At 62.2% G+C, this 14,741-nt stretch carries 13 protein-coding genes; 1 reads left to right on the plus strand and 12 read right to left on the minus strand.

Going from position 1 to position 14,741, the window contains the following annotated elements; all coding sequences use genetic code 11:
• Positions 1-122: 122 nt before the first annotated feature.
• The 4 genes from infB to rimP are packed head-to-tail and all read right to left on the minus strand — an operon-like array spanning position 123 to position 5,661.
• Entirely contained in the window at positions 123-2,687 is a 2,565-nt protein-coding gene (infB, locus tag EN807_RS00710) for a translation initiation factor IF-2 (RefSeq protein WP_135933497.1), read from the minus strand.
• Entirely contained in the window at positions 2,684-3,334 is a 651-nt protein-coding gene (locus tag EN807_RS00715; protein WP_135933498.1) for an RNA-binding protein, read from the minus strand. Before EN807_RS00715 ends, infB begins: the two co-directional genes overlap by 4 nt.
• 38 nt (positions 3,335-3,372) lie before the next feature.
• Positions 3,373-4,968, minus strand: a complete 1,596-nt coding sequence (nusA, locus tag EN807_RS00720; RefSeq protein WP_135933499.1) for a transcription termination factor NusA — start codon at positions 4,966-4,968, stop codon at positions 3,373-3,375.
• 48 nt (positions 4,969-5,016) lie between these two features.
• Positions 5,017-5,661, minus strand: coding sequence for a ribosome maturation factor RimP (rimP, locus tag EN807_RS00725; protein WP_135933500.1), 645 nt, complete (start codon positions 5,659-5,661; stop codon positions 5,017-5,019).
• Between the two features lie 287 nt (positions 5,662-5,948).
• Between rimP and EN807_RS00730 the strand changes: the two genes are divergently transcribed.
• Positions 5,949-6,113: a hypothetical protein gene (locus tag EN807_RS00730; protein WP_127315684.1), complete on the plus strand. Its 165-nt coding sequence runs from the start codon at positions 5,949-5,951 to the stop codon at positions 6,111-6,113.
• Between the two features lie 75 nt (positions 6,114-6,188).
• Here the strand turns inward: EN807_RS00730 and EN807_RS00735 are convergent, their stop codons facing one another.
• The 8 genes from EN807_RS00735 to ybeY all read right to left on the minus strand — a co-directional run bounded on the left by EN807_RS00735 (position 6,189) and on the right by ybeY (position 14,734).
• Complete coding sequence (locus EN807_RS00735) at positions 6,189-6,890, minus strand: tRNA (guanosine(46)-N(7))-methyltransferase TrmB (RefSeq protein WP_135933501.1); 702 nt, start codon at positions 6,888-6,890, stop codon at positions 6,189-6,191.
• Between the two features lie 11 nt (positions 6,891-6,901).
• Positions 6,902-8,191 (minus strand): methionine adenosyltransferase, encoded by a 1,290-nt coding sequence (gene metK / locus EN807_RS00740; protein ID WP_029356957.1) that lies wholly within the window; start codon positions 8,189-8,191, stop codon positions 6,902-6,904.
• A gap of 355 nt (positions 8,192-8,546) precedes the next feature.
• Positions 8,547-8,966 (minus strand): helix-turn-helix transcriptional regulator, encoded by a 420-nt coding sequence (locus EN807_RS00745; protein WP_127315687.1) that lies wholly within the window; start codon positions 8,964-8,966, stop codon positions 8,547-8,549.
• A 136-nt stretch (positions 8,967-9,102) separates the two neighbouring features.
• Entirely contained in the window at positions 9,103-10,695 is a 1,593-nt protein-coding gene (lnt, locus tag EN807_RS00750) for an apolipoprotein N-acyltransferase (protein ID WP_135933502.1), read from the minus strand.
• A gap of 123 nt (positions 10,696-10,818) precedes the next feature.
• Positions 10,819-11,097, minus strand: a complete 279-nt coding sequence (locus EN807_RS00755) for a hypothetical protein (protein WP_135933503.1) — start codon at positions 11,095-11,097, stop codon at positions 10,819-10,821.
• 869 nt (positions 11,098-11,966) lie between these two features.
• A complete protein-coding gene (locus EN807_RS00760) occupies positions 11,967-12,797 on the minus strand; it encodes an alpha/beta hydrolase (RefSeq protein WP_135933504.1) in 831 nt (276 codons plus the stop codon).
• Between the two features lie 329 nt (positions 12,798-13,126).
• On the minus strand, positions 13,127-14,200 hold the full coding sequence (locus EN807_RS00770; RefSeq protein WP_127315691.1) for a hemolysin family protein: 1,074 nt from the start codon (positions 14,198-14,200) through the stop codon (positions 13,127-13,129).
• A gap of 27 nt (positions 14,201-14,227) precedes the next feature.
• Entirely contained in the window at positions 14,228-14,734 is a 507-nt protein-coding gene (ybeY, locus tag EN807_RS00775; RefSeq protein WP_135933505.1) for an rRNA maturation RNase YbeY, read from the minus strand.
• Positions 14,735-14,741: the final 7 nt, after the last annotated feature.

The following is a 14,741-nucleotide window of genomic DNA, read 5'->3' on the forward strand; positions in this document are numbered from 1 at the left end:
TTCTCTATCCTGAAATCGTGAGGCACGGGATAGAACCGCCCCGCATGTCTCATATGCTTTGGGCGGCGGCCTTTCGACCACCGCCCGGTCTCAATAGATGCTCGAACTCAAGATGCTCGAACTCAGAGCGTTCTGGTCACCATCTCGACGCGGAAGCACTCGATGATATCGCCGACGCGCATGTCCTCGTAGTTCTGGAAGGCCATGCCGCATTCCTGGCCACCCGGGACCTCCGCCACTTCGTCCTTGAAGCGCTTGAGGGTCTTCAGCGTGCCTTCGTGGATGACGACATTGTCGCGGATCAGGCGAACGCCCGCACCGCGCTCGACCTTGCCTTCGGTGACACGGCAGCCGGCGATCTTGCCGACCTTGGTGATGTCGAAAATCTCGAGGATCTCCGCATTGCCGATGAAGGTCTCGCGACGCTCCGGCGACAGCAGGCCCGACAGCGCCGCCTTCACGTCATCCACGAGATTGTAGATGATCGAGTAGTAGCGGATCTCGATTCCCGCAGCCGCGGCAGCCGCGCGCGCCTGCACATTGGCGCGGACGTTGAAGCCGATGATTGCGGCACCCGAGGTTTCCGCCAGCGACACATCGCTTTCGGTGATGCCGCCGGCGCCCGCATGGACGATGCGCGCACGCACCTCGTCGGTGCCGAGCTTGTCCAGCGCCGCGTTGATCGCCTCGATCGAGCCCTGCACGTCGCCCTTGATGACCAGCGGGAATTCCTTCAGCCCGCTCGTCTGCAGTTGCGACATCATCTGTTCGAGCGAGCCACGCTGGCCGGCATGCTTGGCCACCGCCTTCTCGCGCGCCAGACGCTGGCGATATTCGGTGATCTCGCGGGCGCGGGCTTCATTGTTGACCACGGCGAAGCGGTCGCCGGCCTGCGGGGTTCCTTGCAGACCGAGCACCTCCACCGGCATCGCCGGCGGCGCTTCCTTGATTTGCCCGCCGCGGTCGTTGACCAGCGCGCGCACCCGGCCCCATTCGTTGCCGGCAACGAGGATATCGCCGGGCATCAGCGTACCGGTCTGGACCAGCACGGTGGCGACGGGGCCGCGGCCCTTGTCGAGCTGGGCTTCGATGACGACGCCCTCGGCGGTGCGGTCCGGATTGGCCTTCAGGTCGAGGATTTCGGCCTGCAGCAGGATCGCTTCGAGCAGCTTGTCGAGATTGGTGCCCTTGGTCGCCGACACCTCGACGTCCAGCACCTCGCCGCCCATCGATTCGACGAAGACTTCGTGGCGCAGCAGTTCCGAGCGCACCTTCTGCGGGTCGGCGTCATGCTTGTCGATCTTGTTGATCGCCACGATGATCGGAACGCCGGCCGCCTTGGCATGGCTGATCGATTCGATCGTCTGCGGCATCACGCTGTCGTCGGCCGCCACCACGAGGATGGCGATGTCTGTCGCCTGGGCTCCGCGGGCGCGCATCGCCGTGAATGCGGCGTGGCCGGGCGTATCGATGAAGGTGATCTTGTGACCGTTCTTCTCAACCTGATAGGCGCCGATATGCTGGGTGATGCCGCCTGCCTCGCCGGACACGACATTGGCATTACGGATGGCATCGAGCAGCGAGGTCTTGCCGTGGTCGACATGGCCCATGATGGTCACCACCGGCGGACGCGGCTCGAGATCTTCGGGACGGTCGGCGATGTTGAAGAGGCCTTCCTCGATGTCGGACTCGGCGACGCGGCGAACCGTGTGGCCGAATTCGGTGGCGACCAGTTCGGCCGTGTCGGCGTCGATGACGTCGCCCGGCTTCAGGATCTGGCCCTGTTTCATGAAGAACTTGACCACATCGACGGCGCGCTCGGACATGCGCTGCGCCAGTTCCTGGATGGTGATGGTTTCGGGCAGTATCACTTCGCGCATGACTTTCTCGCGCGGTTCGTTATGCAGCGCGCGCTTGAATTTCTCCTGGCGCCGACGCATCGACGACAGCGAACGCGCACGCGCATCCTCATCGGAAAGTGCGGCATTCAGCGTCAGCTTGCCGCGGCGGCGATCTTCCTCGCCTTTGGTCGGCTTAGCCGGACGCGCCACTTCGGGCGTGACCGGACGGCGCACCGGAGCACCGGCGCCGGTCCGCTTCGGCTTGATTTCCTCGTCGTCGACTGTCGCCAGTTCGGCCAGCGGCGCGCGGCGACGCGCCTCTTCCTCGGCACGCCGGCGGGACTCGGCCTCGGCCTGCAGCCGGGCTTCTTCCTCGGCCTGGCGGCGCGCGGATTCCTCGCGCTCGCGACGGCGGCGCTCTTCATCCTCGGCGCGGCGCTTGGCCTCGTCGATGGCGCGCTGGCGATCCTCGACGTCGCGCACCTTCGAACCCTCAAGGGCCCGGCGGCGCGCCTCCATCTCATTGCGGGACAATTCGTTCAGCACCATGCCGCCGCGTTCGACCGGCGGCGGAGGCGGCGGCGCCTTGGGCGCTTGCTGCACAACGGGCGCTGCCGCGACCGGCGGCTTCGGCGTGAACACGGACACAGGGGCAGCGGCCGGCTCCGGCTTGTCGCCGGGCAGCGAGAACTTGCGCTTCTTGGTCTCGACCACGACCGCCTTGGTGCGGCCATGCGAGAAGCTTTGGCGCACGGTGCCCTGTTCCGTACCGGGGCGCTTCAGCGTCAAGGTCTTCTTCGGCGTCACACTCAACGTCTTTTCGTCGCCCGATTTCGTATCGCTCATTCCATATCCTCTGCGGCATCATCTTCGTCAGCAACGGCCGCAAGCCTTGCCAGATCGTCCGGGGAACCGCCCCGATACCGGTCGAGCGCAACCATGCGCATCTGGACCGCCCTGCCCGCGTCTCCCGCGAGAACGGCAGCATGTATCACATTTGTACCCCCCAATGCCAAGCTCAACTCGGCCTCGGGGAAAAGTTTGTAGGCGAGGATGGCGGGGCCGCCAAGATGGACGGTTGCCCGTCGCGCCTGGCTGATCTTGCGGACGCCGTCATCTGACGCCTCGGTCGCATGCAACACGAAAAGCGCCAGCCCACCACGCACCGCGCTCTCGACCTTGGTGGCGCCGAGCGCGATCGAGCCTGCCTTTCGGGCAAGACCGAGCATGCCCAGAGCGGATCTGGAAAGCAGCCCGTCGACCATGCCGCCGAGATCGGTCGGCACGGTCACCTGCGCCTTGAAGGCGCGAGCGAACAAGTTTTTCGCTGCCGCCTTGTCGATATGTAGGCGGTCGGCCGTCACCCAGCAACCGCGGCCGGGCAGGTTTTTCTTGATATCCGGGACGACGGCCGAATCCGGGCCGACGACGAAGCGGATCAATTCATCCGGTTCGGCCTGTCTGCGCGTGACGATGCAAGTGCGATCGTTCATCTCGTCCAAGGGCGGGTTGTGTGCGATGCGGTTTCACCTCACGCACCAACGGCTTCGTCAGCCGGCACGTCTTCGGCTGCAAGCTCGTCTTCGGTGATCCAGCCGGCCTTGAGGCGGGCGGCCAGAACCATCTGCTCGGCATCGGCGCGCGACACGCCGTGACTGGCGAGCACGCCGGGGAACACCTTCGTCTCGCCGTCCTTGCGTTCTTTCCAGCCGGTCAGGTCATCGGCCGCATAGCCGGCGAAATCCTCGATCGTCTTCACGCCGTCCTCGCCGAGCGTCACCATCATGGCGGTGGTCACGCCGGGAATCTCACGCAACTCGTCCTTGACGCCCAGCGCCTTGCGCTTCTCGTCATGCTCGGCTTCGATCTTCTCCAGATACTCGCGGGCGCGGGCCTGGATTTCCGAGGCGGTGTCCTCGTCGAAGCCGTCGATCGACGCGATCTCGTCGGCATCGACATAGGCGACTTCCTCGACGTTGGTAAAGCCTTCGGAGGCGAGCACCTGGCCGACCATCTCGTCGACGTTGAGCGCATCCATGAACAGCGCCGAGCGTTCGACGAACTCCTTCTGGCGGCGCTCGCTCTCTTCCTGCTCGGTCAGGATATCGATATCCCAGCCGGTGAGCTGCGAGGCGAGCCGGACGTTCTGGCCACGGCGGCCAATGGCCAGCGACAGCTGGTCGTCCGGCACCACGACTTCGATGCGTTCGGCATCCTCGTCAAGCACGACCTTGGCGACTTCCGCTGGCTGCAGCGCGTTGACGATGAAGGAAGCAGCCGAAGGCGACCACGGAATGATGTCGATCTTCTCGCCCTGCAATTCGCCGACCACCGCCTGAACGCGGCTGCCGCGCATGCCGACGCAGGCGCCGACAGGATCGATGGAACTGTCACGCGAGATGACGGCGATCTTGGCGCGCGAACCTGGATCGCGGGCGACCGACTTGATCTCGATGATGCCGTCGTAGATTTCCGGCACTTCCATGGTGAACAGCTTCGCCATGAACTGCGGATGGGTGCGCGACAGGAATATCTGCGGACCGCGCTGCTCGCGGCGCACGTCATAGACATAGGCGCGGACGCGATCGCCATATTTGTAGTTCTCGCGCGGGATCAGCTCGTCGCGGCGGATGATCGCCTCGCCGCGGCCGAGATCGACGATGACGTTGCCGTATTCGACGCGCTTGACGGTGCCGTTGACGATCTCGCCGATGCGGTCCTTGTACTCGTCATACTGGCGGTCGCGCTCGGCCTCGCGCACCTTCTGCACGATGACCTGCTTGGCCGACTGGGCGGCGATGCGGCCGAAATCCATCGGCGGCAGCTGTTCGGCAATGAAGTCGCCGAGCTGGGCGTCGGGATTGCGCTCGCGCGCGGAGGAAATGGCGATCTGCGTCGCATAGTCGTCGACTTTCTCGACCACTTCCATCAGCCGCTGCAGCTTCATCTCGCCGGTATTCGGATTGATGTCGGCACGGATGTTGGTTTCCTGGCCATAGCGCGAGCGCGCAGCCTTCTGGATCGCATCCGCCATGGCGGCGATGACGATCGACTTGTCGATCGACTTTTCACGCGCGACCGCGTCGGCGATCTGCAGCAGTTCAAGCCTGTTAGCGCTTACAACCATCGTTTTTCTCCCGAGCTTGTTGCCGAGCCTTTGCGCCCGGCAGCCCAATCACATTTCCTGTTCGGTTTCATCTTCCGCGCCCGCTTCTGCGCCCTCTGGCGCGTCTTCGGGTTCGCCGCGGCGCTTCTTGGCTTCCTTGCGCGCCCTGTTGTCTTTCGACAGCGCGTCGCGGATAAGGTCATCGGTCAGGATCAGCCGTGCCTCGGCAATCGCATCGTAGGGCACACGCACCGTCGGCTCTTCGCCGTAGGCCGCCTTGTCGCGCTCGATCAGCACGCCGTCCGCGTCGCTCTCGGCGATCTTGCCCTTGAAGCGCTTGCGGTCGGCGACAAGGACCGAGGTTTCCATCTTCACCAAATGACCCGTCCAGGTCGCGAAATCCGACTTGCGGACCAGCGGCCGGTCGATACCCGGCGACGAAACTTCGAGATGATATGCCTTTTCGATGGGATCATCGACGTCGAGCGCCGGCGATACTGCCCGGCTAACCTCTTCGCAATCCTCGACGGTCATGGTGCCGTCCTCGCGTTCGGCCATGATCTGCAGCGTCAGCCCGTTCTGGCCCGTCAAATGCACCCTGACAAGGCGGAAGCCGATGGCACGCAGCACCGGCTGCACGATCAGCGCGATTCGCGCATCGATGCCGTTTTCGCGGATGATGCGGTCGTCGCTGTCGGGTACCGTTGCCGTCATTCTACTTCTGTCGCTTCATTGGTGGGCGGAAGGTAATAAAAAAGAGCGGGACCGGGTGGACCCACTCTTCGCCATACCGACCAAGAATTTGAGCATGATATAGACGATCGCCGCCATGGTTTCAAGTCCGCATGCAGGACCGGGCGAAAAGTGCCGGAAGCGGCAGCGTTGCACAGGGCGCATGGCGGCCATGCGGCAGCGTCCCTGTGATATCGGGCAATACGCACCTATCTATGTTGCGCTGCACAAATTCAATCACGCATCGCAGCAGGCGAAAGGGCATAATAATGACCAACCGCAGGGTTTTCTCGGCCATCGGCGATTTCTTCACCGTGTTCGGCAGCGCCGTCGCCGCTTCGCAAGCCGTCGAAGCCGGCCGCAAGCCGCGGGCGCACGATCTGCGCAATCTCGGCATGGATCCGGCCGCCTTCAACAAGATCGGTCGCTTCTAAGACCGGCGGCTCAGGGCGAGGACATCTTTGGTCCTCGTCGACGGCAAAGCGCGCGACGCGCGCTGCTGAGTAGGACTATCTCCGGACGAAGGTGAGATATGTCGGCCGACGGCCTTCGCGAATGGCCTTCGCCTCGTAGCGCGTACCCGACCAACCCTCATAGGGTCGATGCCAGTCGGCGGCCTCTTCAGCCTGCCACGCAAACGCCTCATGTTCCCGGCAATGCAGCAGCGTCCAGTTCACATAGCTATCGATATCGGAAGCAAAGCGGAATTTTCTGCCTGACTTCAGGACGCGCGCGAAACGGTCGAGATTAACCGGACTGACGAAGCGTCGCTTCCAGTGCTTCTTCTTCGGCCAAGGATCGGGATAGAGAAGGTCGATGCCGTCGAGCGAGGCTTGCGGGAGCCAGTCGAGCAGGCGCGTGGCGTCGTCGTCATAGACGCGAAGATTGGCAAGCGGCCGTTCCCTGACGGCCATCATCATCTTGGCCATGCCGTTGACGAAAGGTTCGACGCCGACAAAACCGATTTCAGGAGCCGCCGTCGCCCGATGCAGCAGGTGCTCGCCGCCGCCGAAACCAATTTCGAGATGAATGGCGCAGACATCGGCTTCGAACAGGCTGCGCAATTCGGCCGGCGGTCCGGCGGTCAGATCGAGCCGGTAGGTGCTGAAGCCACTTTCCAGTGCCGCCGCCTGCTGCGGACGGATGGTCTTGCCGCGCCGGCGACCGAAAAATGCTTCGGTCGCACGGCTTGGCCGGTCTTTCGGATCCATGGACGCCGCGGCTAGGCCGCGACTGCTTCGGCGGGCGCTTCGGCGAGTGCATCCTTGAGCGCCTTGGCGAGGTCGGTCTTTTCCCAGGAGAAGGATCCGTCACGGCCGGCCTTGCGGCCGAAATGGCCATAGGACGACGTCTTCGCGTAGATCGGCTTGTTGAGATCGAGGTGGCGGCGGATGCCGGACGGCGACAGGTCCATCACGGTGCGCAGCGCCTGCTCGAGCTTTGCCTCATCGACCTTGCCGGTGCCGTGCAGGTCGACATAGACCGACAGCGGCTGGGCGACGCCAATGGCATAGGAAAGCTGGATGGTGCAGCGATCGGCGAGCTTGGCCGCCACCACATTCTTGGCGAGATAGCGTGCCGCATAGGCCGCGGAACGGTCGACTTTGGTGGTGTCCTTGCCGGAAAAAGCACCGCCGCCATGGGGCGCAGCACCGCCGTAAGTGTCGACGATGATCTTGCGCCCGGTCAGGCCGGCGTCGCCGTCTGGCCCGCCGATGACGAACTTGCCCGTCGGGTTTATGTACCAGTTGCAGCTGTCGGCGATCTTCAGCTCGCCGAGCGCCTCGCGAATATAGGGTTCGACGACGTTGCGGACCTTCTTCGAATCCCAGCTGGCGTCGAGATGCTGGGTGGACAGCACGATTTGCGTCACTTCCGCCGCCTTGCCGTCGATATAACGGACGGTCACCTGGCTCTTGGCGTCCGGCCCGAGCCGGCCGGCATCGCCGTTGCCCTCATGGCGCGCGGCGGCCAGCAATTCGAGGATCTTGTGGCTGTAGTAGATCGGCGCCGGCATCAGATCCGGCGTCTCGCGGCAGGCATAGCCGAACATGATGCCCTGGTCGCCGGCGCCTTCCTCGCCTTGCCGGTCGGAGGCGTTGTCGACGCCTTGCCCGATATCCGGTGACTGGCCGTGCAGCAGAACCTCGATCTTTGCTGTCTTCCAGTGGAAACCGGCCTGTTCATAGCCGATTTCGCGGATCGCCTTGCGGGCGGCCGACTTGAACTTCGCCGGATTGACGAGCGGATGACCGGCGGCATCCATCAGGATGTTGCCGGCCTTGTCCTTCTTGAGCAGGGTCTCGGGGACGCGGACCTCGCCGGCGATGACGACGCGATTCGTGGTCGCCAGCGTCTCACAGGCGACGCGGACCTTCCAGGGGTCCATGCCGGTCTTTCTGGCCTCGCGATAGACCAGATCGACGATCTCGTCGGAGATACGGTCGCAGACCTTGTCGGGATGACCCTCGGCAACGGATTCCGAGGTGAATAGATAGTTTTGCCGCGTCACGGGTGTCCCCTCTTGAAAAAATGTCGGCACGCTGCCGATTGGCGCGCCACGTGTTAGCTGTGCCGGGCGGCGCCCGTCAAGCGGTGCGGCCATTCTGGTATGAAAATCGCGCTATTATCTTGTACCACTGTGACCGGCGGCAGGATGCCGCAAGCGCGCTTAGCTCCAACACGTTGCTTAGCTTCAGCACGTTGATGAAAAAGACTTTGAGCATGGGTGTAGAGCAAAATCGATCCGCTCTCCGGCATGCCTATGGGATGTAAGTTACACGGTGCGCGAGATCGCGAGAATTTGCCTGCCCCGCTATGACGGCCTCGCCATTTCGGGTTTTCAACGGCCAAATCAATCGGCCCAATCAATCCACTTCGTCGGTGGAAAGGGCCTTCACAAGCTCGATGATCTTGCGGCGTATCTTCACGTCGCCGATCTTGACGAAGGCCCGGTTGAGTTGAAGACCTTCAGGACTGCCGCAGAATTCGACGGCAAAAGCCATTGATGTATCCTCCGCAAATCCGCGGTTGCCCACGGTCTCCTGGCCCGGCGCGTCCTCGAAAAAGAAAGCGACAGGAACGCCGAGTATCGAGGCGATTGCCTGCAAACGGCTGGCACCAACGCGATTGGTCCCCTTTTCGTATTTCTGTATCTGCTGAAAAGTTATTCCGAGGTTCTCGCCCAGCTTCTCCTGACTCATTCCCAACATATTGCGACGAAGCCTGATGCGACTTCCGACATGGATGTCGATAGGATTCGGCTTCTTCTTGTTTTCTTCTGCCATTTTTTCCTCGCCGAATTTTTCCGGCTTTTTGTGTTTTTCTGCCCAAACGAAGCCGGCGGCCGGTGCCCAACACAAAGACGTACCGACTTCGAGAAATTTCAGGCCGTTACAGTATGAGTTTCTAATGTGTCGACTGTCAATTCGCCCGTAGCTTTTGCCTTACATTCGATGTGAAAGCGGCCAGGGCAAACAGCAACAATATCATCAGTCCGTTGATGCGTCTTTGGCGGGAAGAAGCAATGGCTTGATCGGAAATCGGCACATGTACATCGATGGCTCCGCGTGCGTCGATCGCCAGCGCGTCGAGGATGCGCCCGCGCGGATCGACGACAGCGGAGATGCCGTTATTGGCTGCGCGCAACAAGGGCACCCCGTTCTCCACAGCACGAATCTGCGCCTGCCTGAAATGCTGGTACGGACCCGGCGTGTCACCGAACCACGCGTCGTTCGTGACATTCACAATAAGCTCGGCTGACGTAGCGTCAATCGCCACCAGATCGGGAAAGATGACTTCATAGCAAATGAACGGAAGCACGCGGATGCCGCCGGACAGCGCGATCGGATGCCGCTCATTGCCGGCCGCGTAGGTCGTCGGCCCGGCGACGAGCTGTTTGAGCCCGAAGCGGCCAAGCAGGTCGGCAAAAGGCAGATACTCGCCAAAGGGCACCAGATGAACCTTGTCGACAGCATCTGCGATTTCGCCCTTGTCGTCGATCGCCACCACCGAATTGTAGTACCGCCTGTCGGCATCTGCCGCCGAGCCGCCCTCCTCCCGGACGACGCCGGCGATCAGCATCTGGCCGTCGTCAAGCATCTCTCCCAGCGCGGTCAGCGCATCGGGACGTTCGGCGAAAAAAAACGGCACGGAGGTTTCCGGCCACAGGATCAATTGCGGCTTGTCATGGCCGGCCTCCGGCGCCTTGGCCGAAAGCCCCATCAGCGTAGCGAAGATCCGGTCGGGCACCGAAGCGTCCCACTTCTCGCTGAGGTCGACAGCCGGCTGCACAATGCGGACGTCGAGGCTGCGCTCCGCCGGCTTCTCGGGAATAGCAAGCCGGATATAGCCGAAGCCGACATGGGCCGCGACGAGAAGGGCAAGCAGTGCAGCTCCCAGGCGGACATGCCGGCGCGCCGCAAGCAGGGCCGGCAATGCAAAGACGAAGACCGCCAGCGCGTTCATGCCGACCATGCCGGTCACCGACACGCTCTGCATAAGCAAAGGCACCGGCATCGCCGCGTAGCCGACGGCATTCCACGGGAACCCGGTGAACAGAAAATCGCGCAGCCATTCCGTCAGGCCAAAACCGAAGGCAAGGGCAGCGATGCGGCCGATGTCGTTGCTCCACAGCAGCCGGGCAACCGCTGTTGCGAAGCCGTAGAAAAAGGCGAGGGCCAGCGGAATTCCGACCACTGCGAAGGGAAGCGCCCAGGCGAAACTGTCGGCCTCGACCAGAAGTGCCGAGCCGATCCACCACAGGCCGGCGAGAAAATAGCCGAAGCCGAACCACCAGCCGATGGCGAAAGCCGGCCGCAGACGCCAGAACCAGCCATCGGAGGCTTCGCCGGTCGCGCCGTCGAGGAGCCAGACCAGCAGCGGAAACGAAATAAAACAGACGGCAAAGAAATCGTAAGGCGCCTGGGCAAGAACCGCCAGCGCGCCAGCAAGAAACGCCACAAGCGCGCGGCGCCAACCCCACAGCAGAATTATCCGGCCGGCCAGGCGCTTCATCAATTCTTCCGAGTCGTGCGAATCACCGAGCAAGATTTATCAGGCTGCGGTCCACGCTCCAAACGGCCACCGCTTCAGCCGGCGTGCCCGCTTGAATCTTCGGCAATCGACCCTCCTGCGGACTCAAAAGCAGGGTTCACAGACGAAGTGAGAACGATAGCGTGGATGCTCTATCAGCGTGCCAAAGCCGACAAGAAATGCTCCCCATGCGAGCACAACTGCCACAGCCATGATGCCAACTCCTGAAGCCAGTTTGCAAGCCAAGCCGACCGATGAAGAAAAGCGCCAAGGGCGTATCAGCGCAACGATTGCGGCTGATGCCAGCAGAATAAGCGCTGGAACGCCTAAGACCACGGCGTGCATCTCCAGCATAAGAGCGAACGGAGTATCCAACTTTATCATCGGCTTAACCCCCCTAAACCCTGAAGGCATTCAAGATGGCGACTCCGATGACTCGATGGGCCAGTTTTTCCACCCGTTGCGGACGAAGACGGCCTCGCGCAAGACGTTCACCTGTTGCCTAACCGCCTCCGCAGCAGGAAATGAAAGTCGCACAGGACAACCAGCCCAACCAGCATGCCGGATGTGGAGCCGACCACATCGCTCCAGCCAAGCTCGGACCCAACTCAACACAGCTTTGGACAGGGCATACAGCGGGACCAGGAATGACAGCCCGGCGAAAAAGGCGGTTACGGCAAACCAGGTTCTTTCGAAAGAGAGCGCCTTCCGCCCATCGAAGCCACGAATTCGTGCGGTCCGCGAAATCAAGTGGCCGTAGGCTGCTTCCTCTTGCTTTCGCAGGCTCGGGATGAATATGGCGATGAAGCAGAGGAACGCTGCATGCATGGCCAAGAGGCCTCTGAAAATCCGAAGGTGAGGATCACCGCCGAAGGGAGCCACGCAGTAGAGCGCCCCGAGGAGCACCGCAGCCACAAATCCATAGAAACAAAGCCGGATGGGATGCCACCAGTCTAGCGACGCAAGAAACATTTTCCGCCTTAACCCGCTGCCAATCAGCCAACAGAACTTCTTCCGCAGATATTGATCTCCGCTTTCCACCGTAACGGAAGTTCGCGGAATCGAAGACCATGCGCTGATGCCCGATTACAATCTTGAATATCGAAAGCTGCGCGAAGCGGGCTTCTCCGGCTGGTCGGGAGCCAATCGAGATGGGAACATCCGGACTCTGACAACCACGCTCATGTGGCTTGAAGCCGAATAGCTGTTACCAGGCCAGCGAGGGAAAACTCTTCGCCCTTCCAATTCATCCATCAGTCTTCGCCGTCGCGCGACAGAAATGCGTTCAGCCGCTCCAGAACGAGGGCCGGGGCTTCGAGCTGAGGCAAATGACCGACGCCAGGCAGTGTTTCGAACGACGCCCGCGGGATCAGCGCATGAAGCGCTTTGCCTCGCTCCAGCGGGATCCATGGATCGTCCTTGCCCCAGATTATCTTTACCGGACACCTGATATTCCCGAACACCTGCTCGACTTCGGCGGTGTACTTTTCGTCGGCTTGCGCGAATTGCCGATAGAAGCTTCCTCGTCCCTCCTCGGCAAGCCACGGCTCGACAAGCTTCTCGAAATCACCCGAATCGATGTCATTGACGATGGCCCCCTTGATATAGGCCTCCACGACCGCTCTGTGGATGTGCGGCGGCAGGCCCAGAAAGGCATCCACATGACGACCGACGTGATCGAAGAACTCCGATCCCCACGGGCGCATGGCGACGACATTCATCAGAACATACCGCTCGAAGTCGCAGCCATGCAGCAAATGCGCCCGTAGCGTCGTCGCTCCGCCGAAATCATGGGCAACGACCATGGGCCGCTCAAGGTGCCAGTGCGCAAGCATCTCGGCGAATACCTTTCCTTGCACATCGAGTGAGGTGCGCTGCTCCGCGGCTTTGTCGGATCGCCCGTATCCGGGCATATCGTACCAGTGGACACGATAGCGCCTTGCAAGGTCTGGAATAATCCGATGCCATGAGAACGAAGACCACGGCCAGCCATGGGCCAGCACGAGCGCAGGCCCGTTGCCAGATCGACCCGCTGCCACAGCGCCCGCGGATGTTTCGACGGTCTCATCAAGTTTCCACGGCATCAGATATTCTCCCAGTATTCAGGACAGCGTCCAGATGAATGGTTCGGAACCATATAGTTCGAGACCACCTACCATCCATCGCTGAGATTGAGACGGAGACGCTAACGGTGCCAGCCTTCGATCCGTAGATCGCCCAGCCGCTCGGCCTCCTCGCGTGGAATGGTGCGTACGGTCTGGGAAGAAGTCCAGACGTGACCCTCAGGATCGAGCGCCCTATACCGTTGTTGAGAGCTTGAACGGATCGTCGACCGTCATCGGGCGGCGGTGCTTCAGGTTTTCTTGTCGCAGGTTCTTGTCCCAAAACCGCTAGACACTTTTGCGGAACCTGCTCACGCCTGCTCGGCGCGGACGGCGCGCCGGCGGCGCTCGCCTTTCGGGGTCTCGACGATGCGCACGCGCTTGACGCGGCGCGGATCGGCGTCGAGCACATGGAATTCGAAGCCAGGGATGGCCTGCACCACTTCGCCGCGGGCCGGAACCCTGCCAAGCGTGTTGAAGATCATGCCGCCGATCGTGTCGACATATTCGCCATGCTCGCCGGCGGCGAAATCCTCGCCGATCATCTTGGCGACATCGTCGATCTCGGCCTTGCCGTCGACGACGAACACGCCCTCGCCGGTCTGGGTGATCATCGGCTCGTCCTCGTCATGCTCGTCCTCGATGTCGCCGACCACCATCTCGACGATATCCTCGAGCGACACCAGACCGTCGGTGCCGCCATATTCGTCGATGACCAGCGCCATCTGGGTCCGCATCGCCTGCATCCGCCCCATGAGATCGGAGGCGAGCATCGACGGCGGCACGAAAAGCACCGGGCGGATCAGGGTCAGGTCGCCGATGGTGCGCGTGAGATCGACCTTGGCGAGATCGAGAAGCGTGGCGGCGGCGGTTTTCCTGGTCGTCCTGCCCTTCCTGACGCGGGCGATCTTGGTGATGTGCGCGAGCACGTCGCGGATGTGGACCATGCCGCGCGGGTCGTCGAGCGTCTCCGAATAGACCGGCATGCGGGAATGGCCGGACTGCTCGAACAGCCCCAGAAGATCGCCCAGGTTCGTCGTGATCTCGACCGCCTCGATGTCGGCGCGCGGCACCATGACGTCCTCGACGCGCACCTCGCGCAGACGCAGGATGTTGTTGAGCATGGCCCGTTCGCCGGGCGAAAAGGCGCCGGCATCGCTCGCCGTTTCGGCAAGCGCGTCGGCGATCTCCTCGCGCAGGCTGGTGCCGTTGCGTTGCCTGAACAGGCCGAGCACGCGATCGAACAGGGAAGGACCGGCAGGCGATGGCTCGCTGGCGAAGCTGCCGGTAATGGTACTCGGACTCGAGCCCTCTTCCGTCTGTTCGGATGGCTTGGTCGCACTGCCGGCGTCTGGGCGGGCGGCAGTCTCTGGTTTGTCGTTCATCGTCGTCCGGTCATTTGATCTTTTTAGTTACGCGTAGGGATCGGGAATGGCAAGCCTCGCAAGTGCTGCGCGTTCGACGGCTTCCATTTCCTCGGCCTCGGCGTCGGTCTCGTGATCGTAGCCCAGCAAATGCAGCAGGCCGTGGATGACGAGATGGATGATATGGTTGTCGACAGGCTTGTCTTCCAGTGCGGCTTCCCGCGCAACCGTCTCGGCGGCCAGCACGATGTCGCCCAGCATCGGCGGCAGCGGGCCGCCCGTTGTAAGCGGAAAAGCCGGGAAAGACAGGACATTGGTCGGTTTGTCCTTGCCGCGCCAGCCGGCATTGAGGCTGCGGATATGGGCATCGTCAGAAAAGACGATGCTGAGTTCGGAAGGGCCGGCTACGCCGATTTCGGCAAACGCAGCGGCAACGGCGCGATGGACCAGCCGCGTCAGCGCAGCCTCTTCCGGCCAGTCGCCCGCTTCGACCGCTATATCGATGTCGACGGGAACCGGAAGATCCCCGCCTACAGACTTTCTGTCCTCAGCCATAAGGCCG

Origin of the sequence: Mesorhizobium sp. M5C.F.Ca.ET.164.01.1.1, assembly GCF_004792125.1 — a bacterium.
GTDB classification, from domain to species: Bacteria; Pseudomonadota; Alphaproteobacteria; order Rhizobiales; family Rhizobiaceae; genus Mesorhizobium; species Mesorhizobium wenxiniae.

Excerpts from the sequence above, each read along its gene's own strand:
- EN807_RS00760 (WP_135933504.1), bottom strand. The coding sequence starts at position 12,797 with ATGCCGTGGAAACTTGATGAGACCGTCGAAACATCCGCGGGCGCTGTG.
- lnt (WP_135933502.1), bottom strand. The coding sequence starts at position 10,695 with ATGAAGCGCCTGGCCGGCCGGATAATTCTGCTGTGGGGTTGGCGCCGC.
- EN807_RS00755 (WP_135933503.1), bottom strand. The coding sequence starts at position 11,097 with ATGATAAAGTTGGATACTCCGTTCGCTCTTATGCTGGAGATGCACGCC.
- EN807_RS00770 (WP_127315691.1), bottom strand. The coding sequence starts at position 14,200 with ATGAACGACAAACCAGAGACTGCCGCCCGCCCAGACGCCGGCAGTGCG.
- EN807_RS00730 (WP_127315684.1), top strand. The coding sequence starts at position 5,949 with ATGACCAACCGCAGGGTTTTCTCGGCCATCGGCGATTTCTTCACCGTG.
- EN807_RS00745 (WP_127315687.1), bottom strand. The coding sequence starts at position 8,966 with ATGGCAGAAGAAAACAAGAAGAAGCCGAATCCTATCGACATCCATGTC.
- EN807_RS00735 (WP_135933501.1), bottom strand. The coding sequence starts at position 6,890 with ATGGATCCGAAAGACCGGCCAAGCCGTGCGACCGAAGCATTTTTCGGT.
- rimP (WP_135933500.1), bottom strand. The coding sequence starts at position 5,661 with ATGACGGCAACGGTACCCGACAGCGACGACCGCATCATCCGCGAAAAC.
- EN807_RS00715 (WP_135933498.1), bottom strand. The coding sequence starts at position 3,334 with ATGAACGATCGCACTTGCATCGTCACGCGCAGACAGGCCGAACCGGAT.
- infB (WP_135933497.1), bottom strand. The coding sequence starts at position 2,687 with ATGAGCGATACGAAATCGGGCGACGAAAAGACGTTGAGTGTGACGCCG.
- nusA (WP_135933499.1), bottom strand. The coding sequence starts at position 4,968 with ATGGTTGTAAGCGCTAACAGGCTTGAACTGCTGCAGATCGCCGACGCG.
- ybeY (WP_135933505.1), bottom strand. The coding sequence starts at position 14,734 with ATGGCTGAGGACAGAAAGTCTGTAGGCGGGGATCTTCCGGTTCCCGTC.